Source organism: Novosphingobium sp. 17-62-19 (assembly GCF_002256775.1).
Taxonomy (GTDB): Bacteria; Pseudomonadota; Alphaproteobacteria; order Sphingomonadales; family Sphingomonadaceae; genus Novosphingobium.
This window is the reverse complement of record NZ_NCII01000001.1, coordinates 47,793-72,024: the sequence shown is the minus strand read 5'-3', so window position 1 is coordinate 72,024 and position 24,232 is coordinate 47,793. Positions and strand designations below refer to the sequence as shown.

General features: G+C 62.1%; 24 protein-coding genes. 18 read left to right on the top strand and 6 right to left on the bottom strand.

Annotated elements, in window-relative coordinates; genetic code table 11:
* Positions 1–85: 85 nt before the first annotated feature.
* On the bottom strand, positions 86–895 hold the full coding sequence (locus B7X90_RS00365; protein WP_292620699.1) for a TIM barrel protein: 810 nt from the start codon (positions 893–895) through the stop codon (positions 86–88).
* Positions 896–1,015: 120 nt separating this feature from the next.
* On the opposite strand from B7X90_RS00365, the gene B7X90_RS00360 reads away from it, so the two are divergent.
* The 14 genes from B7X90_RS00360 (at position 1,016) to estDL136 (ending at position 14,423) form a co-directional block, all read left to right on the top strand.
* Positions 1,016–1,684, top strand: coding sequence for a hypothetical protein (locus B7X90_RS00360; protein WP_292620696.1), 669 nt, complete (start codon positions 1,016–1,018; stop codon positions 1,682–1,684).
* Positions 1,685–1,689: 5 nt separating this feature from the next.
* On the top strand, positions 1,690–3,285 hold the full coding sequence (locus tag B7X90_RS00355; protein WP_292620694.1) for a choline dehydrogenase: 1,596 nt from the start codon (positions 1,690–1,692) through the stop codon (positions 3,283–3,285).
* Between the two features lie 5 nt (positions 3,286–3,290).
* Positions 3,291–4,379 (top strand): zinc-binding dehydrogenase, encoded by a 1,089-nt coding sequence (locus B7X90_RS00350; protein WP_292620693.1) that lies wholly within the window; start codon positions 3,291–3,293, stop codon positions 4,377–4,379.
* A 132-nt stretch (positions 4,380–4,511) separates the two neighbouring features.
* On the top strand, positions 4,512–5,684 hold the full coding sequence (locus tag B7X90_RS00345; RefSeq protein WP_292620691.1) for a sulfotransferase: 1,173 nt from the start codon (positions 4,512–4,514) through the stop codon (positions 5,682–5,684).
* 16 nt (positions 5,685–5,700) lie between these two features.
* Positions 5,701–6,462: an SDR family oxidoreductase gene (locus B7X90_RS00340; RefSeq protein WP_292620689.1), complete on the top strand. Its 762-nt coding sequence runs from the start codon at positions 5,701–5,703 to the stop codon at positions 6,460–6,462.
* A 12-nt stretch (positions 6,463–6,474) separates the two neighbouring features.
* A complete protein-coding gene (locus B7X90_RS00335) occupies positions 6,475–7,263 on the top strand; it encodes an EthD domain-containing protein (protein WP_292620687.1) in 789 nt (262 codons plus the stop codon).
* Positions 7,264–7,279: 16 nt separating this feature from the next.
* Entirely contained in the window at positions 7,280–8,152 is an 873-nt protein-coding gene (locus B7X90_RS00330) for an SDR family NAD(P)-dependent oxidoreductase (RefSeq protein ID WP_292620685.1), read from the top strand.
* Between the two features lie 299 nt (positions 8,153–8,451).
* The gene (locus tag B7X90_RS00325) at positions 8,452–9,870 is read left to right on the top strand and encodes a cytochrome P450 (protein ID WP_292620683.1); all 1,419 of its coding nucleotides are present in this window, start codon (positions 8,452–8,454) and stop codon (positions 9,868–9,870) included.
* Positions 9,871–10,008: 138 nt separating this feature from the next.
* On the top strand, positions 10,009–10,341 hold the full coding sequence (locus B7X90_RS00320; RefSeq protein WP_292620681.1) for a 2Fe-2S iron-sulfur cluster-binding protein: 333 nt from the start codon (positions 10,009–10,011) through the stop codon (positions 10,339–10,341).
* Positions 10,342–10,458: 117 nt separating this feature from the next.
* The gene (locus B7X90_RS00315; RefSeq protein ID WP_292620678.1) at positions 10,459–11,331 is read left to right on the top strand and encodes an SDR family NAD(P)-dependent oxidoreductase; all 873 of its coding nucleotides are present in this window, start codon (positions 10,459–10,461) and stop codon (positions 11,329–11,331) included.
* Complete coding sequence (locus B7X90_RS00310) at positions 11,328–11,759, top strand: nuclear transport factor 2 family protein (RefSeq protein ID WP_292620676.1); 432 nt, start codon at positions 11,328–11,330, stop codon at positions 11,757–11,759. The genes B7X90_RS00315 and B7X90_RS00310 overlap by 4 nt, the downstream gene beginning before the upstream one ends.
* The gene (locus tag B7X90_RS00305) at positions 11,756–12,562 is read left to right on the top strand and encodes an SDR family oxidoreductase (RefSeq protein WP_292620674.1); all 807 of its coding nucleotides are present in this window, start codon (positions 11,756–11,758) and stop codon (positions 12,560–12,562) included. The genes B7X90_RS00310 and B7X90_RS00305 overlap by 4 nt, the downstream gene beginning before the upstream one ends.
* 2 nt (positions 12,563–12,564) lie before the next feature.
* The gene (locus tag B7X90_RS00300) at positions 12,565–13,467 is read left to right on the top strand and encodes an NAD-dependent epimerase/dehydratase family protein (RefSeq protein WP_292620672.1); all 903 of its coding nucleotides are present in this window, start codon (positions 12,565–12,567) and stop codon (positions 13,465–13,467) included.
* Positions 13,468–13,496: 29 nt separating this feature from the next.
* Positions 13,497–14,423, top strand: a complete 927-nt coding sequence (gene estDL136, locus B7X90_RS00295) for a chloramphenicol hydrolase (protein ID WP_292620671.1) — start codon at positions 13,497–13,499, stop codon at positions 14,421–14,423.
* A 49-nt stretch (positions 14,424–14,472) separates the two neighbouring features.
* Here the strand turns inward: estDL136 and B7X90_RS00290 are convergent, their stop codons facing one another.
* Positions 14,473–15,228 (bottom strand): glucose 1-dehydrogenase, encoded by a 756-nt coding sequence (locus tag B7X90_RS00290; protein ID WP_292620669.1) that lies wholly within the window; start codon positions 15,226–15,228, stop codon positions 14,473–14,475.
* Between the two features lie 174 nt (positions 15,229–15,402).
* On the opposite strand from B7X90_RS00290, the gene B7X90_RS00285 reads away from it, so the two are divergent.
* Positions 15,403–17,154 (top strand): D-aminoacylase, encoded by a 1,752-nt coding sequence (locus B7X90_RS00285; RefSeq protein WP_292620667.1) that lies wholly within the window; start codon positions 15,403–15,405, stop codon positions 17,152–17,154.
* A gap of 2 nt (positions 17,155–17,156) precedes the next feature.
* Here B7X90_RS00285 and B7X90_RS00280 read toward each other — a convergent pair whose 3' ends face one another.
* Positions 17,157–17,660, bottom strand: coding sequence for a nuclear transport factor 2 family protein (locus tag B7X90_RS00280; RefSeq protein WP_292620665.1), 504 nt, complete (start codon positions 17,658–17,660; stop codon positions 17,157–17,159).
* A 163-nt stretch (positions 17,661–17,823) separates the two neighbouring features.
* On the opposite strand from B7X90_RS00280, the gene B7X90_RS00275 reads away from it, so the two are divergent.
* Positions 17,824–19,143 carry an MFS transporter gene (locus tag B7X90_RS00275; protein ID WP_292620662.1) on the top strand — a complete coding sequence of 440 codons (1,320 nt, stop codon included), beginning with the start codon at positions 17,824–17,826 and terminating at the stop codon, positions 19,141–19,143.
* On the opposite strand, the gene B7X90_RS00270 is transcribed toward B7X90_RS00275, so the two are convergent.
* The 3 genes from B7X90_RS00270 to B7X90_RS00260 all read right to left on the bottom strand — a co-directional run bounded on the left by B7X90_RS00270 (position 19,144) and on the right by B7X90_RS00260 (position 21,303).
* The gene (locus B7X90_RS00270) at positions 19,144–19,686 is read right to left on the bottom strand and encodes a nuclear transport factor 2 family protein (protein ID WP_292620660.1); all 543 of its coding nucleotides are present in this window, start codon (positions 19,684–19,686) and stop codon (positions 19,144–19,146) included.
* On the bottom strand, positions 19,679–20,449 hold the full coding sequence (locus B7X90_RS00265; RefSeq protein WP_292620658.1) for an SDR family oxidoreductase: 771 nt from the start codon (positions 20,447–20,449) through the stop codon (positions 19,679–19,681). The genes B7X90_RS00270 and B7X90_RS00265 overlap by 8 nt, the downstream gene beginning before the upstream one ends.
* Before the next feature lie 128 nt (positions 20,450–20,577).
* Complete coding sequence (locus tag B7X90_RS00260) at positions 20,578–21,303, bottom strand: helix-turn-helix transcriptional regulator (RefSeq protein ID WP_292620656.1); 726 nt, start codon at positions 21,301–21,303, stop codon at positions 20,578–20,580.
* 181 nt (positions 21,304–21,484) lie between these two features.
* On the opposite strand from B7X90_RS00260, the gene B7X90_RS00255 reads away from it, so the two are divergent.
* On the top strand, positions 21,485–23,227 hold the full coding sequence (locus B7X90_RS00255) for a D-aminoacylase (RefSeq protein ID WP_292620654.1): 1,743 nt from the start codon (positions 21,485–21,487) through the stop codon (positions 23,225–23,227).
* Between the two features lie 105 nt (positions 23,228–23,332).
* Entirely contained in the window at positions 23,333–24,211 is an 879-nt protein-coding gene (locus B7X90_RS00250; protein WP_292620652.1) for a Coq4 family protein, read from the top strand.
* Positions 24,212–24,232 lie beyond the last annotated feature (21 nt).

Sequence of the window (24,232 nt, the reverse complement as noted above, 5' to 3'; positions counted from 1 at the left end):
TGATTGCTGGCAAAGATCAGCCGAGCCCCGTGTCAAGCACGGGGCGACGGGAAAGGGTCATGCAATTTATATCAGTTTCAGATGACTAGGTAGAATTGCCCACCGCCCGCCGCACACTCTCAACCGCCAACCGCGCGCGCTCCGCACACGTCATCGCCCCCACCGCATGGTTGCGCGGAATTTCTACGCTCACCGGGCAACCCGGCGGCAAGGCGCGCACAAATCCCGCCACATCGAACGCCCCCTCGCCACACAACAGCCTCTCACACGAAGCCTCCCAGCCAAGATCTTCAGGCGGCACCATTGGCCCATCCGCCACTTGCGCATACAGCACATGGTCCGCCGGTGCCGCCGCCAGTTCGGCCATAGTCCCGCCAGACCGCATCAGGTGCAGCAGATCGACGTTGATGCCGACCGCGCCCGCACGGCCAGCCTGCCCCACCAGTTCCAGCGCGCTCGCCAGCGAGGGCACCTGGCTCTGCGGATAAAACTCCACCGCCACCCGAAGCCCGAACTGCGCAGCCATATCGCAGAACCGCCCGAACGTATCGGCCCGCCGCGTCGCATCGCGATCATAGACCAGCACATTGAGCAGTCCTGCTCCCAAATCCGCCGCACACTCCATCGCAGGCGCAAAAGCCGCAAGATCGGTGCGCCCGCCCAGCGAGAACGGATAGGCAAGGTCCAGCACCACGCCCAGATCGTCCATCACCGCCTTCAATTCGGTCCGCGCCGCATGGTCGCGCACAATGTCGAACGGCGGCATTTGCGGCAGCTCATGCATCGGGTGCAGGAACAGACACATGCCCGCGCACCCCGCTGCATGGGCCACCTGCGCCAGTTGCACCGGCGTCGTGTCGGTCACGGTAAGATGATCAAGGCTGAGGCGTAGCATGGAGTATAGCCTAGCCTCTTGTGTTTCGCGTTTCCACAAGCGATTGTGTATATCGATCCAATGACTCGTAGATCATACGCTAATCTACAGCGCAAAATGCCAAATTTGGGAGAGGCCGCAATGGCAACCACAGCATCCCATGCGGGCCTGACCATGGGCCACATCGCGCTGCACTATCCGGCACCCGCTGACGGACCGCTGGCCGCCCGGCTGCTTTCACAGATGGGCCTTACCGAAAGCCAGATGCTGCCGCTGCCGGGCGGCAATTTCTACCGCTTTGTGGTATCGCCCGATCACGTCACGCGCGGCGATGGCATCGTGTTCCTCTCCTGCCTGCCCGAACCACAGGCTAGACTGATCACCGCCATCCGCGCCGCGCTGCACATCGGCACCGACAACGAACACGAAGCCGTCAAAGCCTATCGCGCGATGATGGCGCAGGATTTCGAAGCCAGCTTCCACTTCGGCCTGCTGATGGATTCGCTAGAAGCCCTAGAAACCATGGTTCTGAATCTTCAGGATCTTGCGGCAAACGACCTGGACCTCAAAGGCCGCCTGACCATTGGCATGAACCGCGCCCGGCCGGGCGATGCCGAGATTGATGCCAGGCTCGATGCCTCGCCCGTCTTCGAAAACGCCACGCCCTATGCCTATGGCGCGGGCGGCGTGCAGGTCTTCGTCGAAACCAATCTGGTCTGTGCCGGCCAGTTGGGCGAAAGCATGGTCTTCGAATTCGACTATGTGTTCCCGGACAAGAACAGCCACATCCTTTCCGTCGTCGAACTCTGACCGGCATGGAACGGCTGGACTTCGATTATGTGATTGTGGGCGGCGGGGTTGCCGGGTGCATTCTCGCCAATCGCCTGTCTGCCGATCCCAACCGGCGCGTGCTGCTGCTGGAAGCGGGCGGGAAGGACACGAGCCCGCTGATCGCCGCGCCCGGTGGTCTGCTACCCATCATGCTCTCGGGCGCACACGCATGGCGTTATATGTCTGCCCCGCAGGCGCACCTTGATGGCCGCACGCTCTACCTGCCGCGCGGCAAAGTGCTGGGCGGCGGCTCTTCAATCAACGGCATGGCCTATGATCGGGGCTTCCATTCGGACTATGACCGCTGGGCGCTGGCGGGTAATCGCGGATGGTCGTTCGCCGAAGTCCTGCCCTATTTCCGCAAGCTCGAAAGCTATGCTCCCGCACGCAACGCATGGCACGGCAGCGATGGTCCCATTCAGGTCACCCGCGCCGCACAGAACCATCCCTTTGCCCGCGCGTTCCTGAATGCGGGCGTGCAGGCAGGCTATCGGCTGACCGACGATCTCAACGGCGAAACCCGCGATGGCTTCGGCACGGTGGACTTGACCGTGGGCAAAGGCCGCCGCTCCAGCGCATCCACGGCTTATCTGCGCCCAGTCCTGAAACGCCCGAACCTCACCGTCCTGACAAAGGCGTACAGCCGCCGCATCGTATTTAATGACACTCGTGCCACCGGCGTCGTGTTCCGCAAGGACGGCACGGACATACTCGCCACCGCCGCGCGCGAGGTGATCCTTTCGGCAGGGGCCATCAATACGCCGCAATTGCTGATGCTCTCAGGCGTCGGCCCCGCAGCCCATCTGGCCGAACATGGCATCACGGTGGTTCAAAATCTGCCCGGCGTTGGCCAAGGCCTGCAGGACCACCTCGCGGCCCACGTCAAATACCGCTCGACCAAACCGTGGTCGATGCTGCGCTTCCTCAATCCGCTGCGTGGCGCGCTGGCGATGGCGCAATATCTGACGCTGCGCACAGGCCCGCTGGCGGACCCCGGCATGTCGGTGGCGTGCATGGTCCGTTCCGATCCCGCGCCGGACGAGCCGGACATCAAGATACTGCTGGTTTCAGCGCTGTTTGCGCAGAACGGGCGCAAGATGGAGCCGATGCACGGCTTCTATGCCCACATCAACGTCGCCCGCCCGGAATCACGCGGCAGCGTCACCCTCGCCAGCGCCGATCCCGACACGCCCCCGGTGATCAACCAGAACTACAATGCGACCGAGAACGACCGCCGCGTGATGCGCGAAGGCGTGCGCATAGCGCGGCGCATCTTTGCGCAGACCGCGTTCGACGAAATGCGCGGGGAGGAACTAGCCCCCGGCCCCGCCGTGGAAACCGACGACCAGATCGACGCCTATATCCGCGCCTACGCCGAGGCTGATTACCATTCCACCAGCACCGCGCGCATGGGCTCCGATCCGATGGCGGTGGTGGACGCGCACTTGTGCGTCCACGGCCTGCAATCGCTGCGTGTGGTCGATGCCTCAGTCATGCCGCACCTGCCCGGCGGCAACACCGCCATTCCGGTGGCGATGATTGCCGAAAAGGCCGCCGACCTGATCCTTGGAAGGATATGAAGCCCATGAAAACCAGAGCGATGGTCTGCCACGCCCCCGGCACGCCGCTTGTCGAAGAACTGCTCGATCTCGCGCCCGTCGGCCCCGGCGAAGTGCTGATCGAAATCATGGCGAGCGGGTTGTGCCACACCGACCTGAGCCAGTTGGAAGGCGTGGCCGCGCCCTATCCCTTCCCTATCGTCGTCGGCCACGAAGGCGCAGGTGTGGTGCGCGAAGTGGGAGCGGGCGTTTCCTCGATTGCGCTTGGCGATCACGTCATCCCGCTGGGCATCGGCGAATGTGGCAGCTGCCGCAACTGCCTGTCCGCCAAGACCAATTTGTGCGAGGCCTTCCTTGCCGACATCGCTATGCAACCCACGCCCTTCTCGCTTAACGGCAAACCGGTCGCCGCCTATTCCGGCGTCGGCTCACTCGCGCAATTCGTGGTCATGGCAGAGCGCAACGTAGCGGTGATCCGCAAGGACGTGGCGTTCCACGTCGCCTGCACGGCGGGCTGCTGCGTGGCCACCGGGGTGGGCGCGGTGATGCACACCGCGCATGTCGAAGCAGGCGCAACCGTAGCGGTCTTCGGCCTTGGCGGCATCGGTCTGAACGTGGTGCAAGGCGCGCGGCTTGCCGGGGCATCGCGCGTGATCGGCGTGGACATCAACCCGCTCCGCCACGAACAGGGCAAGCGCTTTGGCCTGACGGACTTCATCAACGCGCGCGAAACCGATGCGGTGGCCGCCATTCAGGCCATGACCGGGGGCGGCGTGGACTATGCGTTCGAGGCCGCAGGCTCGGTCAAGCTGATGCAACAAGCCTTTGAATCCACGCGGATCGGCGGCGGCTGCACAGTGGTGCTCGGCGTGCCGCCCGATGGCAATGCGCTGCAACTCATGCCGTTTCAGCTCCAACTGGGCCGCACGGTGCAAGGGTCGTTCATGGGCAATGTCAAAGGCCGCAGCCAGCTTCCGGGCCTGCTCGATCACTATGCGCACGGGCGGCTCAATCTCGATGACCTTGTCACCCATCGCCTGCCGATGCGCGAGGTCAACGAAGGCTTTACGCTGATGCAACGCGGGGAATCACTGCGAACAGTGGTTGCATTTTGATTTCATCCTTATTTTGCGGAATTATGTTTGCATAATACGTATAGTGATGACAAAATACCGCAAATTGCGAACATAACATCGCCATGCGTTACGCACGGCAGCAATATTGGTCTTCGGGAGAGACACAACACAATGGCAACCTCAGCCACCACCGCTGCGCCGGTTTTCGACCGCGAGACTCTGCTCGCCGCCGCGCGCGAACGCACCGGCCTGTCCGATTTCGGCGACACGTGGTTCTTCGAACCGATGGACCAGTACATCGCCGCCGCCAATGCCGAGGGCAAGCTTACCGAAGCGGGTTTCGGCGGGCAGACCGAATCGATCCTCAAAGGCCTCGCCAGCCGGTTGCGCATGGTCGAGGACATCAAGCAGCACCCCGAAATTCTGGACGAGCCGGTCGAGGTTGCCGCGATCATCCTGGGCTTGCCGCGCACCGGCAGCACGATCTTTCACCGCCTGCTCGCCTCTGCGCCGGGGATGACCGCGATCCGCTGGTACGAAGCGCAAAACTACGCCCCGCTTCCGGGCGATGAACCCGGCAATCCCAAAGCCCGCCGCGCCTATGCTGAGGCGATGATCGAAGGCTGGCTGAACCTTTCGCCGGAACTGGCCTCGATCCACCCGCTCGATCCCGAAGCGCCGGACGAGGAAATCATCATTCTGGGCCAGTTGTTCATCACTACGATGGTTGAGGCGATGACCTTCATCCCCTCCTTCGCCAAGTGGCTGGACACCTATGACCAGTCGAAGGGCTACGAGGATCTCAAGACGATCCTGAAGTACCTGCAATGGCAGGACCCCACCCGTCGCGGCAAGAAGTGGGTGCTGAAAAGCCCGCAGAACCTGCCCTACACCGATGTGATCGCCAATGCCTTCCCCAAGGCGGTGCTGGTGATGACGCACCGCGATCCGCTGGAAGTGGTGCCAAGCTATGTCAGTATGGAAGCCGCGCTCTACAAACTGAACTCGGTCCATTCGGACGAGGCAGTGGGCGGCTTCTGGTTCCCGCGTCTGGCCGGTTGGATGAAGCGCTTTGAAGAGGCGCGTGCCCGCATCGGCGAGGACCGCTTTATCGATATCGATTACCGCGAAGTGGCCAAGGAGCCGCTGAAGCAGGCGCAGCGGGTGCTCGCCCACATCGGCGTGCCGCTGGATGACCAGATCGAGGCCGCGCTGACCGAATTCATGGCGGGCAACAAGCGCGAGCAGCGCCCGATGCACGACTATTCGCTCGAACGCTTCGGCCTGAACGAAGCCGACGTGCGCGATGCCTTCGCGTCCTATCGCGCACGCTACATCCGCTAAATACGAGGACATTTGAATGACCGATCTTTCGGGCAAAGTGGTGCTGATCACCGGCGCAGGCCAAGGCATCGGCCAAGGCGTGGCGCTGGCCATGGCAGGCGCGGGTGCGGCGGTGGCCGTCACTGGGCGCACGCTTTCCAAGGTGGAAACGACCGCAACGATGGTGCGCGAACGCGGCGGGAAAGCGCTGGCGCTGGCCTGTGATGTGAAATCTGCAACCGATCTGGCCGCAGTTGTCGATGCCACAGTGGCCGAGTTTGGCGGGCTCGATATCCTCGTCAACAATGCGCAGGAAGTGCCGCTGGGCAAACTGGAGGACGTGACCGACGAGGCGTTTACCGCAGGTTTTGAATCCGGGCCGCTGGCTACGCTGCGCCTGATGAAGCTGGCGCGCCCGCATCTGGTCGCGCGCGGGGGCGGGACGATCTTCAACTTCTGCTCCTCGGCCGGCATCCGCTGGGACATGACCGGTTATGGCGCTTATGCGGCGGTCAAGCAGGGCATCCGCTCGCTCACTCGCGCAGCCGCAGCCGAATGGGGCGGAGAGGGTATTCGCGTGCTGACCATAGCGCCGCACGCAGAATCTCCCGGCCTGAAAGGGTGGATCGACCACAACCCCGAAGAGGCGAAAGCATTTTTCCGCACAATCCCGCTGGGCCGCGTCGGCTCGCTCGAAGGCGATATCGGCCGCGCACTGGTCGCGTTGGCCGGGCAGAACTTGGCCTATCTGACCGGCGCGACGATCCCGCTCGATGGCGGGCAGGCCAATTTTGACTGAGGAACGGGCGCGATGGAAAAGGTGATTGCAGCGCTGTGGGCGCCTGAAGGTGAAAGCCACGCGGACTATGGCGCTCGGCTCCTGGCAACTCTGCCCGCCGCGCTGGCCGACGCTGGTGTAGATTCCGTGCGGCTGAACGTGCGCGATGCGACGGTGGAACCGGGCGCGGCGCTGATACAAAGTTGGCAGGCACCGCAGCAAACGGCGATTGCGCAGTTCTGGATGCCATCGGCCAATGCCCGCTTTCGCGGCGCGGTGGATGCCGTGCTGGCGGAACATTCGGCGCGCTTTGCCGCGTGGGTGGTGTGTGAATCGACAATCATTCCGAACACCGCTCATCTATGTTCATGTTATGTTTCCCCGGGGAAACGAAGCGAAGCGGAGTTCAGCGAAGCTAAACGAGCCGAAGGCGAGTTCAGCGCAGCTAAACAGGTAACCCCCGAACGCACATGGGGCTGGAGCCAGGCCAGCTTTATTTCCTTCCGCCCGGACATGACGCGCGAGGCGGCCATCGCACATTGGCACACGCACCACACGCGCGTAGCGATCGAGACGCAATCGAACTTCGAATATGTGCAGAACCTGATCGTCCGCCCGCTCACCGAAAATGCACCTGCTTATGACGCCATCGTGGAAGAGTGTTTCCCGCTGGAAGCGCTCGACCAACCGGAGGCGTTTTACGATGCGATGGGCAATGCGGCCAAGTTTGACGCCAATCTGGCCGCGATGATGGACAGTTGCGCGGGTTTCATCGACTTTACGCGGATCGACGTGATCCCGACTTCGCAATTCGACTTTTGACATAAGGATACCGGCCATGACTCAACCAAAAGTCGCCATCGTAACCGGCGCAAGCCGCGGTGCAGGCGCAGGGATCGCCCGTGGCTTTGGCGAGCTGGGCTATACCGTCTATGTCACCGGACGCACCGTAACGCCGGGCGATGCCAAGGGATGGGACGGCTCGGTCTTGCCCGGCACCGTCTCTGAAACCGCGCAGAAGGTAACCGAAAACGGTGGCAAGGGCATTGCCGTAGTGTGCGACCATTCCGATGATGCCTCGGTCGCAAAGCTGTTCGAACAAGTCATGGCTGAGCAGGGCCGCTTGGACGTGCTGGTCAACAATGCGGCCTATATGCACCACCAGTTGATCGAAAAGATGCCGTTCTGGGAAAAGGAACTCGACGCGCAGAAGATCCTCGATGTGGGCCTGCGCAGCGCTTATGTCGCCAGCTGGCACGCAGCACGGATCATGGTGCCGCAGGGGTCGGGCATCATCGCGATGACATCCTCGTTCGGCGCGAACTGCTATATGCACGGGCCAGCCTATGGCGCGCAGAAGGCGGGGCTGGACAAGCTGGCGCACGATATGGAGCATGATTTTTGGGGCACTGGCGTGGCCGCCGTATCGCTGTGGCTTGGCCCGCAAGTGACCGAGCGTTCGCAGATTGCGGTCAAGACCAATCCCGAACAGTACGAAGGCTTTCTGGCGATGGCCGAGAACCCGGAGTTTTCGGCACACGTGATCGACGCCATCGACAAGGCGGCGAACCGTGACGAACTTTCAGGGCAGACGCTGATCGTGGCGGAAATTGCCAAGGAACTGGGCGTGACCGACCGCGGCAACGAACGGCCCTCGCACCGCGAAATGCTGGGCAGCCCGCGTCCGAAGAATCCGGCGGCGGTGTATTGAGGGGGCACGAGTTATTCTACCTGCCAAGGCCAATCCAGTTTCGTCATCCTGAACTTGTTTCAGGATCCATTTTGCCGACCAAACCGCCGCCTGGGCTCATAAATGGACCCTGAAACAAGTTCAGGGTGACGGGATGCTGGCGGAGTGCGGGGGTAAGCATCGAGCAGTTCACCCGATGATCTAAGCTAGATCACCGGGCGATACCCTCTGTGCGACGAAGCGTGACGGCCCGTGCGAACAGACATACCCTCTCGCGATCAAATGCCGGGCCAAACCGGCGTGTTTACGGGAGACATGGCATGGCGAGTGCAGCAAATGCTGGCGGCGGCTTCCCCCTGCTCGATGGCGGCGCGCCGCTGCTGGGTCACATCGCACAGTTTTTCCGCGATCCCGTAAGCGTGCTGAAACGCGGCTACAAAACCAAAGGCCGGATGTTCGCGATGAACTTCATGGGCCAGCGCATGAATGTGATGCTGGGGCCGGAGCACAACCGTTTCTTTTTTGAAGAGACCGACAAGCTGCTGTCGATCCGCGAATCCATGCCGTTCTTCCTCAAGATGTTTTCGCCGGATTTCTATTCGTTTGCGGAAATGGACGAATATCTGCGCCAGCGCTCGATCATCATGCCCCGGTTCAAGGCGGCTTCGATGAAGCAATATGTGCCGGTGATGGTCGAGGAATCGCTGAACCTGGTGGAACAGCTGGGTGATGAAGGCGAGTTCGACCTGATCCCCACACTCGGCCCCATCGTGATGGACATCGCCGCGCACAGCTTCATGGGGCGCGAATTCCACGAGAAACTGGGTCACGAATTCTTCGATCTGTTCCGCGATTTTTCGGGCGGGATGGAAATCGTGCTGCCGCTATGGCTGCCCACGCCCAAGATGGTGAAATCGCAACGCGCCAAGAAGAAGCTGCATACTATCCTGCAATCATGGATCGAAAAGCGCCGCGACGCGCCGCTTGATCCGCCCGACTTTTTCCAGACGATGATCGAAACAAAGTATCCCGATGGCCGCCCGGTGCCCGACGAGATCATCCGCCACCTGATCCTGCTGCTGGTGTGGGCGGGGCATGAAACCACCGCCGGGCAGGTCAGCTGGGCGCTGGCCGATCTGTTGCAGAATCAGGCCTATATGCAGGTCTTGCGCGATGAAATCACCGGGCTTTTGGGCGGCGGCGATGGCGGAAACCTGAGCTGGGAACACGCCATCGCGATGGAAAAGATGGACCTTGCCCTGCGTGAGACTGAGCGGCTGCACCCAGTGGCCTATATGCTCAGCCGCAAGGCCAATGCTGATATCGTGCGCGAGGGTTATACCATCCGCAAGGGCGAATTCGTGCTGCTGGCCCCCTCGGTCAGCCACCGCATGGAAGAGACGTTCCCCAATCCCGATGCCTATGATCCTGAGCGCTTCAACCCGGCCAACCCCAATGCGCAGACGACCAGCAATTCGCTAATCGGGTTTGGCGGCGGCGTGCATCGCTGCGCGGGCGTGAACTTTGCGCGCATGGAAATGAAAGCGCTGCTGGTGATCCTGCTGCAGAACTTTAACATGGAACTGCTGGACGAAGTGAAGCCGATTGCCGGCGCTTCGACCTATTGGCCCGCCCAGCCATGCCGCGTGCGCTACAGGCGGCGCAAGATTTCGGGCGAGGCAACGGCGGTGGATACGGCCGCGCTGGCCAAGGCCGCCGGTTGCCCGGCGCACGTTTGAAGAGGCATCCCCACTGGTTCGTCATTGCGAGCGGAGCGAAGCAATCCAGAGCGTGGCGCATGGCGCTCTGGATTGCTTCTCCCGCTGCGCGGGCTCGCAATGACGAAGGATAAAATGGCACAATTTGAGGGACAGTGAATGGCCAAAGTGACTTTCGTCCAGCCCGACGGGACAGCGCGGACTTGCGTGAACTTCGAGGGCATGACGCTGATGCAACTGGCGGTCGGCAGTCTGGTCGACGGGATCGACGCGCTGTGTGGCGGGATGATGCAGTGCGCTACCTGCCACTGCTATATCGATCCCGAATGGCTGGACCGCACCGGACCTGCACACCCGGACGAGCGCGAGATGTTGGGACTGATCGAGGGTGTAGAAGTGCGCCCCAACAGCCGCCTGTCGTGCCAGGTGCAACTGGGCGAAGAGTTGGACGGGCTGGTAGTGCATATCCCGGCGGATCAGCCCGGGGCGTAGCAGCGTAATCCTCTTTGCGCTGCGCATCCCATTGACAGAGCGCGTTTCCATCCGCACTATGCGTAGACAATAAATACATCAACGCCGATTCATTGGCATCAAGAGGATCCGCATCCGATGACTGCGAACCCGCAAAGGCCCGACTTTGCGCACGCGCTGGACTTTACCGGCAAGACCGTGCTGATCACCGGTGGCGGCGTGGGCATCGGGCGGGCGATTGCCGAGGCTTTTGACAGCGCAGGCGCGCAAGTGGTGATCGCCGAGATCGATCCGGCCCGCGCCGATCAGGCCGAAGCTGCGATGCCCAGCGCACGCGTGATCCGCTGCGATGTGCGCCAGCGCGGCGTGGGCGCGATGCTGGCCGAGCGCATTGCGGCTGAAACCGGCAAGCTGGATGTGCTGGTCAACAATGTCGGCCACTTCGTCCACGCACGGCCCTTTGCCATGCTGGAGGACGAGGAAACCGAGGAAATCCTCGACACCAATCTGGGGCAATTGCTGCGCATGACGCGCGCAATGATCCCTCTGCTGCGCAAGGCCGGACCCGGATCGTCGATCATCAACGTCACCTCGATCGAGGCGCATCGCGGCATTCCCTATTGCAGCGTCTATGCTGCGGCCAAATGGGCGGTGACGGGCTTTACCAAGAGCCTCGCGCTGGAACTGGGGCCGGAAGGCATCCGTGTGAACACCATCGCGCCCGAGACGACCGATACGCCGCAAGTGGCGCTGGACTACATGATCCCGCCCGAAAACCGCGCGCATGAAGAGCGCTGGATTCCACTGGGCCGGTTTGGTCAACCGTCAGACAGCGCGGGCGCGGCGCTCTATCTCGCCAGTCCGCTGGCGGCGTGGGTGACCGGCACCACAATTAACGTGGATGGCGGGGCGCTGGCAGCGGGGGGTTGGTATCGCACGCCCCAGGGCGAATGGACCAATGTGCCGCTGATTTCAGGCAATGGGCTGGTCATTCCGGGGACGGTAGCATGAGCGATCTGGAGCAACTACGCCGTACGGCGGAGCGTTATGGGCTGGGCGCAGACCGGCGTGACAAGGCGTTGTGGCGCGAAGTCATGGCAGACGATGTGGAGATTATCGGACCCGGTTTTGCCATCAGCGGGCTTGAGGCGAACCTTGGCTCGATCGACCACCTTACCCATGCATTCAAAGCCACGCGCCATGTGGTGTACGATATGGACGCGGCGGTCAGCGAGGACATAGCGCAGGGCGAAACCCGCTCCACTGCCGAGCACCGCATGACCGGGCCTGACGGGCGCGATGTACTGCTGGTCTGGGCGATCCGCTATCAGGACCAGTGGCGGCGTGAGGGCGATGGGTGGAAATTCACGCGGCGCGAGCTTGTGGTCGATTGGGAAGAAGTGCGGCCCGTGCACGATGTGGGCGGCGCGACCGCATGAACGGCACGCTGGCCGGGCGCACCGCGTTCATCACCGGGGCGACCGGCGCGATTGCCGGAGCCTGCGCGCTGGCGTTGGCGCGCGACGGGGCGACGCTGGCGCTGATGGCGCGGCGCGCGGATGCTTTGGCAAAAGCGGCGGCGGATATTCGCGCCGCAGTGCCGGGGGTGCAAGTTCATGAATTTGTGGGCGACGGAACCGATGAGGACGCCGTGACCGCAGCACTTGCCGGAGCGCACGTGCTGGCCGGAAGGCTGGACATCGCCTTTGCCACGGTGGGCGGCGGCGGGTTCAAACCGCTGATCGAAAGCACTCCGCAAGATTATCGCGATGCCTTCGAGACCAACGTGATCGCCACCTTCCATGTGATCCGCCACGCCGCGCCGTTGATGGCGCCGGGCGGATCGATCATCGTGCTGTCATCGGGCGCGGCGGTCCTGACGTTCCGGCACCTTTCGGCCTATCATGTGGCAAAGGCCGGGCTCGAAGGGCTGGTACGCATGGCGGCAGACGAGTTGGGGCCTTCGGGACTGCGCGTCAACGCGATCCGCCCCGGCCTGACCCGCAGCGGCGCGACGCAGGATATGTTCGATGGCGGCGCGGCGGCAGCTTTCCTGCCCGAGTATCCGCTGGGCCGCTTGGGCGAGGCCGATGACATGGCAGGGGCCGTGCGCTTCCTTGCCGGAGACGAAAGTGCCTGGGTAACCGGGCAATGCATCGCGGTGGACGGCGGCAACCTGCTGCGCCGCAGCCCGGATCTTGCGCCGCTACCGCTGGCCAATCCGCTTTATCAGGAGAAATAGCGATGAAAGTTCTCGTAGTCGGCGGCACTGGCGCGCTGGGCGGCCATGCCGCGCTGCATCTGGCGGCACAGGGCCATGATGTGACGATCACCGGGCGTGGGGCGGGTGCGCCCGAAGGCACGGCGCTGACCACGCTTGGGTTCCTTCAGGGCGATTATGTGGCGGGCGATTTCACGCCCGATCGGTTGCGCGGGTTCGACTGGATGGTGTTTGCGGCAGGCAACGATCCGCGCCACGTTCCACAGGGCGAAGATTTCGGCGCGTGGCTGCACAAGGCCAACCATGTTGCCCTGCCCGCGTTCTTTGCCGCCGCGCGTGAGGCTGGCGTTGCCCGTGCGGTCCAGCTTGGCAGCTTCTATCCGCAGGCCGCGCCAGAACTGGTTGCAGGCAATGTCTATATCCAGTCACGCCTTGCCGCGTGCGAAGGCGCACGAGCCGAGGGCGCGCCCGGGTTTGACGTGGTGAGCGTAAATGCGCCCTTCATGGTCGGCACAGTGCCCGGCCTGCCGAGCGCGATTTTCGATCCTTATGTGCAGTGGGCCAAGGGCAATATTCCGATCCCGTTCTTTGCGCCGACGGGTGGCACCAACTTCATGTCGTTCCAATCGCTGTCCGAAGCCATCGAAGGCGCGCTGTTGCGGGGCGAGCCGGGCAAGGCCTATCTGGTGGGCGATGAAAACCTCACGTTCCGGGACTATTTCCAGCTGTTCTTTGATGCCGTTGGCAGCGACGTGGTGCTGGAGGCGCGCGACGAGGAATTGCTGCTGCTGCCCGACATCGCGATCCCGCAAGGGCGCGGCAACACGATCAGTTATGAACCCGATGCTGGCGAAACGGCGCTGTTGGGCTATCGTCGTCGCGATGTGGCGGCGGCTGTGGCAGAAATTGCAGCCCAATTTGGATAAGGCAGTTCGGCTAAATCGGGAGAGATACGATGACGCTTAACCCTCAGGTCGAGGCGCTGCTGGGCTATTTTGCGCAGATGCCGCCAGTCGATTATGCCACAATCACGCCGCAAGCGCTGCGCGATCTGAACAAACCGATGCAGATGGGGCCGCCGCCCGCAGTGGCGCATGTGCGTGACATCGCGCTCGACCTGCCGGGGCGGACCATTGGCTCGCGGTTCTATGTTCCTGAGGGCGCAGGGGAAAATCCGGCGCTGGTGCTGTTCTATCACGGCGGCGGCTGGGTGATCGGCGATCTCGAATCGCACGATGCCACTGCGCGCGCACTGGCGCGGGCGAGCGGCGCGGCCGTGCTGGCAGTGGACTACCGGCTTGCACCGGAAACGAAGTTCCCCGGCCCGCTGGATGATTGCTATGATGCGCTGTTGTGGGCGGTGGCTCATGCCGCCGAACTAGGCATTGATCCTTCGCGCCTTGCTGTGGCGGGAGACAGTGCCGGGGGCAACCTTGCCGCTGCCGTGGCGATCCGCGCGCGCGATGAGGCCGGGCCGAAGCTGGCACATCAGTTGCTGATCTATCCGGTGGCGGATGCGGATTTTGAACGGGATTCCTATACAGCAAATGGTGGTGGCACCTATTTCCTGTCGACCGTGATGATGCAGTGGTTCTGGGCGCACTATGTGGACGACGTGAATGCTCCGCATCCTCACACTGCGGTGTTGCGCCACGATAATCTGGCCGGTTTGCCGTCAGCTACCGTTCTGGTAGCGCAATACGACCCGTTGCGCGATGAGGGGCTGGCCTATGCCGATGCCTTGGCGGCGGCGGGGGTTGCGGTTGATAGCGAAGAGGCTCCCGGCATGATTCACGGCTTCTTCTCGATGTTCGAAGCGGTGCCCGATGCCATGCCCTATATCGAGCGGGCGGGGGCAAAGCTGAAAGCGGCGCTGGGCTGACAAGTCACCTTAACCGGGCAGCAAATGTTGATGCTGCCCGGTCCGATTTTCAAACCGCTGTCGCGCCGCCATCGACGACCATAGCGTGACCGGTAACGAAGCTGGCGGCGGGTGAGCAGAGCCAGACGACGGCTTCGGCAATTTCTTCCGCGGTGCCCATGCGGCCCATCGGCGTCATCGCATCGATAACCTTCTTCATTTCGGGGCTGGCGATGAGTGGCGCGGTCATCGGCGTTTCGATCACACCGGGGCACACCGCGTTTACGCGAATGCCCGCCTGCGCCCAACGCAGCGCGCCGTGCCGAGCGAGGCCGACGACGCCATGCTTCGCCGCGACATAGGCGGGCTGTCCACCGTTTCCGACGATCCCGTTGATCGACGCAGTGTTCACGATGGCCCCGCCGCCACGCGCAACCATCACTTCGGCCTCTTCACGCATACACCGCATCACGCCCGACAGGTTGATGCCCATGTTGCGTTCCCAGATCGCGTCGTCGTATTCGTCGTCGCCAAGGCGGTTGATACCCGCATTGTTGAACGCGCAATCAAGTCCGCCGAAAGTGGAGACAGCAGCGGCGACCATCGCCTTCACCTCGTCAGATTTTGACACGTCGCAGCGCTGGAACGCCGCCTTGCCCCCTGCCGCTTCGATCATGGCGACCGTTTCAGCGCCGCCTGCCTCGTTCACGTCGCAAACAAGCACGCTTGCGCCCGACCGCGCGAAGACGAGTGATGCCGCGCGACCAATGCCGCCGCTTGCGCCGGTGACGAGCGCCACTTTGCCGTGAAGGCCATAATCGATCATGCCTGCGAATCCTCTCCGGTGTTTCGTAACTCTACCGGTATTGCATAACGCAAACGGCGGTCAATGACGCTTAATAGCTATTATATGCGGATTTTCTGAGCGGCGCGATCTGGCATTGCGCTTGCTTCAAGCCGAACGATCCAGTACCGTCCACCGAAACAGTGGAGAGAGACGATGACCGCACAGGGCCTTTGCGCCGATCTTTTGATCAGGGGTGGCACGATCGTCGACGGATCGGGCGGGGAACCCTTTATTGGAGACGTGGCCCTGTGCGGGGATGCCATTGCCTTTGTCGGCGCGCATTACGCGGGCACAGCGCGCGAGGAAATTGATGCCACCGGGTGCATTGTGACGCCGGGCTTTGTCGATATTCACACGCATTACGATGGGCAGGCGGTGTGGTCCGACACGCTCTCTCCCAGCAGTTCGCATGGCGTAACGACTGCCGTTCTGGGCAATTGCGGTGTGGGCTTTGCGCCGTGCCGCAAGGCCGATCATCAGGCGCTGATCCGGCTGATGGAAGGGGTGGAGGACATTCCCGGCGTGGTCATGGCGCAGGGGTTACCGTGGGACTGGGAAACGTTTCCGCAGTATCTCGACGCGCTGGCTTCGCGCCCGCGCGATATCGATGTGGCCTGCCTGCTGCCGCACAGCCCCTTGCGCGTGTGGGTGATGGGCGAGCGCGCCATCGCGCGTGAGGCGGCGACTGACGATGATCTGGCCCAGATGCGGGCGATTGCGCGGGAGGCACTGGATGCAGGGGCCATCGGCTTTGCCACATCACGGCTGAATATCCACCGTACCAAGACGGGCGAACTGATCCCGACCTATGGCGCCGATACGCGCGAGTTGATTGCCATAACCGGGGCGCTGGCCGAGGCCGGGACCGGGGTGTTTCAGGCGGTGCTCGATGCTCCGTTCGAGACGTGGGAGGACGAACTGACCCGCCTGATCGCGGTGGCGGAAAGCTCTGGCCGTCCAGCGACATTCACGCTGGCGCTGGCCAACAGCGGGCCCAACACATGGGATGCGCCGCTGCGGATGGTGGATGAGGCGCGGGCGCGCGGCGTTGAAATCTGGCCTCAGATACTACCACGCCCGATCGGCATGATTTCGGGCTGGGCGCTGTCCACTCATCCGTTCTGCCTGTGCCCATCGTATCAGCCGCTGGCCAACCTGACGCTGGAAGAACAACTGCCGCAGTTGCGCGATCCGGTGATGCGTGCACAGCTGCTTTCGGAAATGCCGCAGCCGGGGCATCCGCTGGCGATGCTGACACGCAACTGGGACTGGATGTTCCCGTTCGGCGATCCTCCGCAGTATGAACCGGCGGCCGACCAGAGCATTGGCGCGCTGGCCCGCGCACAAGGCCGCAGCCCTGAGGACGTGGCGTACGACGCGCTGATGGAGCGTGACGGCAACGGCATGATCCTGAACACGCTGGGCAATTTCCACGAGGCGCGGCTTGATGCGCTGATCGGGCTGGTGCGCCGCGCCGATACGGTGATCGGGCTAGGCGATGGTGGCGCGCACTATGCCGCGATCTGCGATGCCAGCTATCCCACGTTCATGCTGACATATTGGGTGCGGGACCGTGCGGGTGAGCGCCTGTCCGTGGCCGAAGTGGTGCAGATGCTGGCGGCAAAGCCCGCGCGTGTTGTCGGGCTGGACGATCGCGGACTGCTGCGCGCCGGATACAAGGCCGATGTCAATGTGATCGACATGGACGCGCTACGGCTGCACGCGCCGGTGGTGCGCCATGACCTGCCAGGTGGCGGGCGCAGGCTGGATCAGACTGCTACGGGCTATGTTGCCACAGTGGTTAGCGGAGAAGTGATCCGCCGGGCCGACCAGCCTATGGATGTGCGGCCCGGACGGGTGGTGCGCGGAATGCAGCAGGCACCGGTTGCGCCAATGCCTGCGTAACCTCAGGCAGCAGGCGGTTCAGCCAGTGCCAGAACCGTTACACTGCCATCCTCGGCCACCTGTTCGGTCAGCATCGAGGTGACGCGGCTGACCGTCTCTACAATCCACCAGCGACCATCAACCTTGGCGTAGACGTCATCATATTCCACCGCGAGGCGCACGATCTGGCGTGGGCCGGTAAGGATCGTGCGGAAATTCAGCGACCATTTGCCGGTCGCCCGATCCCCGCCGGAAAGATCGATTTCCCAGTTGGTAGCGTGGTGGATGTCGTAAACTCCGGGCTGACAACCCATCTGGCGATATATTTCAACAAATGCATCCCTATCGGCGAACTCCGGGAAGTTCTGATAAGCGATGCGGATTTCGCCCGATGCGAAGCAATCGCGCACCACATCGGGCTGCTTGAGATCGCAGGCGCGAAGATAGCGCGCCTTGAGCGCACGGATAGCTTCCTTGTCCTCCAGTGCGGCAAGGCGAGAGGAAATATCTTCAAGCGAGATGGGCATAGCGCTCTCCCAAGCGAATCGATTTGTGTTGCACGACTGTTATACACACAGGCCAATCGCCGCAATATCATCACATATTATCAATCTTACGATTTGATTTGCCTGATTTGCAGAGTATATTGAAGAAAATAATGCGCATTCCTTGCGCTTCGGGAGAGACCTGATGACCAGCCCTCTTGGCGGCAGTGGCACAATCGCCGCACCCTTGCCTGCGGCGACCATGTCGGCAAGCGGACGACCGCTGACCAATCGGTGGCTGGCGCTGTCGCTGATCGTGCTGGTGGCCATTCTCAACTATGCCGACCGCTTCCTCATCCCCGGCCTTGCCCAACCGATCAAGGCGCATTTTGCCATTAGCGATACGATGATGGGGCTGCTGATGGGCCCGGCCTTCGCGCTGCTCTACACCCTGTTCACGCTGCCGATTGCACGGCTGGCAGACCGGCGCTCGCGCATTGCGATCATTGCCGGGGGGTGCGGGTTCTGGAGCTTTTTCACGCTGCTTTCAGGCATGGCAACAAGTCCGGCCATGCTGGCAATGGCGCGCGTAGGCGTGGGCATTGGCGAGGCGGCCTATCAGGCGCCTGCTGCCGCGCTGATCGCCGCCTACTTTCCTATCGCCGAACGTGGCCGTGCCTTTGCGTTGCTGGGCACCGCAATCTACATCGGCCAGATGGGCGGCCTTGCCGGTGGTCCGGCCATTGCTGCGGCGAGCGATTGGCAAACGGCGTTCCATGCCCTCGGCGTGGTTGGGCTGATCGTGGCGCTGGCCGCTTGGCTGATCGTGCGCGAACCCGCGCGTGATCCTGTGGCCCATGCCGCGCCGGTGCTGCCACTGGGGCCGACGATCAAGCTGCTGATTGGCACGCCTTCAGTGCGGCTGCTGGCAACGGTCATGGCTTTGGGATCGCTTTCGGGCGTGACCTTCGGTATGTGGGGGCCTGCCCTGTTTGAGCGTGCCTATGGCCTTTCCACGCAGGCCGCCGGCGCAACCTTTGCGCTGTCGTTCGGTATGCCGGGGCTTCTCGGCGTACTAGGCTTCGGGTTTCTGGCGGACAGGCTGGGCCGAAATGACGCCACGATGCAATTGCGCCTCACTGCCTTTGCGCTGGCCGGGGCGACGACGATGATCCTGCTGGTGACCTGGAGCGAAAGCCTGATGCTGTCACGGCTGTTTGCCCTGCCTGCGGGGCTGATGGGCGGGGGCTGGTCGGTTGGCGTGCTGGCGGGGTTGCAGTATCTGCTGCCCAATGCCCATCGCGCCACCGGCACCGCGCTGGTTTTGCTGATTTCCAGCATGTTTGCCACGGTGCTTGGCCCGGTGCTGGCTGGGCAGCTGAGCGACTGGGTTGCCGGGGCCGGGCCGCACGGGTTGCGGGTTGGGTTGAGCGTGGCGATCCCCACTGGCTACATCGGCGTATGGGCGGCATGGCGCGCGGTACGTTCGCTGGAGCGCGACAAGCAGAACCTTGCTGCTGCCTGATCAGGGTCTGGAAAATAACGAGAGACGCGCAAACACCGGATCATCGGCCCCGGCCCGGCCGGTGCCGACGCCTTCGCTGCCAAAATCGTCGCCGTTTGCGACCGGCAGATCCTCGGCGAAGTCCAGAATGAAAGACCGCTTGGCAAAGCGCCACACGCCATCGCGCCGTTCATAGTAATCGGCGTAGCGCCCCCATGCAACAAACTGGCGCGCGCCATCCGCTGTCAGGTGCCACGCCCGCGCGGTGATCTCGCCCTGCGCATGGTCACCGTCGATAGTGAACAGGCAGGACATGGCGGTGTGCATGGTGGCGCGCCAGTTGGCCATCATCGAGGGCAGCCACGCGATATAGCCATCAACCGGGCCACAGTAGTACGGCGTGTGATCATCAACCCCATCATCGTGATAAAGTGTGCGCAGCAGTGACCAATCGCGGCGGTCTATGGCATGGCCATAGGCAACAACGAGGTGGCGCAGGCTCTCGCGCGCCACCATTTCGTCCACACCGATGCTGTGCGGAGCGAGCACGCTCTGCTCAGACACCGAAGCCACCGCCGACCGAAATGGTCTGCCCGGTAACATAATTGCCCCGGCGCGATGCGAAATAGACTGCGGCCTGGCCAATGTCCTGCGGCGTGCCCCAGCGTTTCAGCGGCAGCATCGCCTTGACCGCCGCTTCCCATTCGGGCGTGAACGTGCCGGCTTCCTGCCCGATCTTGAACTGTCCCGCGTCGATCACGCCGACGAGGATCGAATTGGCACGGATTTCGTGGAAGCCTTCTTCCTTGGCAATGCCTTTGACCAGCGCTTCATTGCAGGCCTTGGGTGCGACCGAAAGCCCGTCAAGCTTGGGCCACCAGTCATGCCCGGCCGATCCCAGATGCACGAAACTGCCTCCGCCGCTGGCCCGCATGTGCGGCAGCGCGGTGTGGACGGCGTTGTTGAAGCCGAACGCCTCAATCTCCATGGAATCGCGGAACATCGCCTCGGTCCAGTCTGCGATCAGCACTTGCGGGACCACCGGCCCTGCGCCCCAAACCACGGTATGCACGCGGCCATGGGCGGTGACGGCTTCGGCAAAGGCCGCGGCGACTTGCGCGCGGTTGCGAACGTCGGTTTGATGGATTGAGGCTTTGCGCCCAAATTCACGGATTTCCGCTGCAACCGCTTCGGCAACGTCGCGCTTTGAGCGATAGACTATCGCTACGTCGCTGCCCTCACGCGCGAATTCGAGCGCCACGCCACGTCCGATGCCGCCGCTGCCGCCGAACACAATGGTGGCGCCTGCCGGAAAATTGGCTTCCATAATCTCTTCCTTTCACAGCGCCTACAGCCGCAAGCTTTACAGGGGCACTGTCAGAAAGGGTGAACATGAAGTCAATGATTCTACGAATTTTGCCATTTATTCTTAATATATTTCACTATTTGCGTATATCATTCGGCAAAATCACCCTGTGCTTGGTGCATTGGTGAAAGGTCGAGTTTGCGCATCACGCTGAGCAACCCCACCCATTCACGCGCGGCGACGGGCGCCTGTGCATCACGGTCTGCCAGCGCCTGCACCTGCGCGCGAAAATGCTCCATCAGGTCTGCCAGTTGGGCCTGGCCGGTGGGCGACAGTTTGACCACTTCGGAAATGTAGGTGGTTTCCGGCGCACTGTAATCGAGTTCGAAGAACACGTGCTTCATGTGCTGTTCGAACAGCGCGCGCAGCGGCTGCTTGCGAAAGACCATAGTGCGGTCGATCAACGGGCGGACTTTCCCGCTGCGCAAACGATCAATCAGGGCCAGCCGTTCGAGCCGCGCAAGTGCGGCCTCCATGGTGCGCAAGGGCACTGAAAAGTCGCTCGCGGTCTCGGTCGGCTGCACGCCATTCAGGATGGTCATGAACAGGAACGATAGGAAGATGTTGCTCGACAGCGCCTTTTCCTGCGCGAGCGTCAATTCGTGCGCAAGCTCGCCCGGGGAGTCCTCAGCCTCGCGCGCAAGATCGCCCAGAACCAGCCCGCACAGCCGCGCCATCGCTTCCAGTCGGTCGATGGTCAGGCCTTTGCCCGCAAGCCAGCGCTTCACAGTTGCTTCACCGACGCCGATTTCCCGCGAAAGGCGCAAAATCGTCCATCCATCTTTGCGCAAATGTCGCCGCAAAACGGATAGCATTGCAGATGCGCTTGAATCGTATCGCGTCATGATCCGCATAAGATAACGAAACGATCTGTTTGGCAAGCCATTGCTTCGGGAGACTCGCAAGCAGGCATATGCTGCACCCAACCCGTCCACCGGCCTGCTGCACAAATTGCAGCATAAGGGGCTGGATGGTTCGGAAGATCGGGAGAAAACCATGTCTGATATTCTCATCAAGAACGGCACCGTCGTGGACGGAACCGGCGCGCCTGCCTTTGCGGCGGATGTGCGCATCAAGGACGGCGTGATCGCCGAAGTTGGTGCAAATCTTGCGCCGGGTAGCGAGCGCGTATTCGATGCAAACGGATGCCATGTGACGCCCGGCTTTATCGAAAGCCACACCCATTATGATGGCACTATGTGGTGGCAATCCGACCTCGACCCGTTGCCCGGATATGGCGCAACGACGATGATCATGGGCAACTGCGGCTTTTCACCCGCTCCGCTGCACAAATACATGCCCGCTCAGCGCGAAATGATCGGCATTTTCAGCTTCTTCGAGGATATTCCCGAAGGTCCGTTCATGGACAACCTGCCGTGGGACTGGAACACCTGGAGCGAATATCGCGCATCGGTGGAGCGCAACGTCAAGGTGCCACTGAACTATGCCGCCTATGTCGGCCACATCGCCATCCGGCTTGCCGCGATGGGTGTGGAAGCTTGGGAGCGTGAAGCCACTCCTGCCGAAATTGCCAAGATGGCCGAACTGCTTGACGATGCGCTGGCCGCAGGTGCGCTGGGCATGTCTGACAACATGCACGACCACGATGGGCAAAACCGCCCGGTGCCCACGCTGCAAGCCTCTGACGAGGAATTTGAGGCGCTGTTTGCGGTGATGGAGCGTTATCCCGGCTGCTGCTATCAGGTGATCGTCGATACCTTCATGCGCATGACTGGCCCGGCCAATCTGGAACGTCTGGCAAAACTGCTGGCGGGTAGCAAGATCAAGGTCCAGATCGCCGGCGCCGTGCCCACGCTGGAATTCCAGAAAGGCATCCTGCCTGCAATGCAGGAATCGGTGCGCAAGATGCGCGAAGCGGGCGTAGATGTGTGGCCGGGCTACGCCCACGTTTCGCCCACTTCCACGCTCAGCCTCGTCAAATCGCTGATCTTTGCGCAGTCGAACGACTATGTCTGGCACGAGGTGGTGCTGGAAGACGATCACTACAAGAAGGCCGCGCTGCTGGGCGATCCTGCATGGCGCGCACGTGCCCGTGAAAGCTGGGACACGCAGGCTTGGGATCATTCCCCGCTGAAGAACCCGCAGGAACTGTTCCTGATCGACAGCGAGAACGGCACAGGCCCGGTTGGCATCACGCTCAAGGAATATGCCGACAGCCTTGGCCTGCACCGGTCAGATGCGATGGCCGATTGGATCATCGCGAACGGCACCCGGTCTACCGTCCACATGGCGCCCTTCCCCAAGGATGAGGAACTGACGCTCGAACTGATGAATGATCCCAAGACCGTGGGCAATATCTCTGATGCGGGCGCGCACTTGCAGATGCTGTGCGGTGGTGGCGAAAATGCGCTGCTGCTGACGCAATATGTGCGTGAAGAGAAGAAGCTGGCGCTGGAGCAGGCCATTCACGTGATGACCGGCAAGCTGGCGGGCCACTTCAACCTCAACGATCGCGGTGTGATCGCCGTGGGCAAGCGCGCTGATATTGCAGTGTTCAACATGGACGAAATCCAGCGCCGCGAAATGCAGAAGGCGCACGATGTGCCAGACGGGCGCGGTGGCACGACCTGGCGCTTTACCCGCGCCGCCATGCCCACCCGCCTGACGCTGGTGAACGGGGTGCCGACTTTCGAGGACGGCGCCTTTACCGGGGCGATGCCGGGTCAGTTCCTCTCGCCTGCCAACGATGTTGCTGCTCTGGCTGAAGCCGCCGAGTGATTTGAACCGAGACGGAATTGGGGAAGCCCTGACCAGCTTCCTCGAGGGGGCGTCCATCCCTCCGGACGCCCCCACCCCCAACGATAAATGAGAGGATGCCATGCCATGAGCGAAGCGAAGATCGGTGAAGCCGACCGCGCCTATTTCAACGGCGCAATCCAGAAGATCGAAACTGAAAGCTCGGTGCTTGTCAGTTCGTCAAAGTATCTCAACCACGCTGGGCTGCGCACGCTGATCGCGCAGGAGATGCTGCGCCGCAACGGGCCTGATCTGCCGAATACCGCTTACATCCCGGAAGTGGCTCAGGCGCTGCATGATCTGGAAGACATGCACCGGATTATCGAGCTGTTCGAAATGGAAAAGGCCCGTCTGCCGCTATTCAAGCGCTGGCTGGAACGCCGCAGCCTTTCAAACTTCACGCTGGCCGAAACGAAGGACTGTGCCCCCGGAACGCTGGGCGCTGCGATCTACAATTTCATGGCAAATTCGGGCTACCAGCTCGACCTGTTCTTCCAGGAAATTCAGGTGGTGAACGACTTCACCTACTACCTGCGACAAACTGCGCTTTCGCACGATATTGAACACATGGTAAGCGGCTTTGGCCCGAACCATGGCGGCGAAGTGGCGCTGCTTTCGGCAAACATGCACGCCAAGTCGCTCTATTTTCACCCGGAACTGAGCAACTTCTTCAGCCGCATCGCCTTTTACCTGAAGGCCAAGACGGTAATGAAGGATGGTCTGTTCTATCCAGATGCCATGGTCGTCAACCTTGAGGCTGAATTCCTTGGCGCGCAGCAGGGCCGCAACTGGAAATACCCACTGATGCTGGTCGACTGGCGCGAATATGTCGACGTGCAGATCGACGACATCCGCCGCGAACTGAACATCACCCCGGTGATCGACAACCGCTGGGATCTGACCAATCGCCTCTGTAACGAGGACGATCCCCATTATGGCGAGTCGTTGATGGAAGCGGCCGAGTGACGGCACGCGCCGCAATTCCAC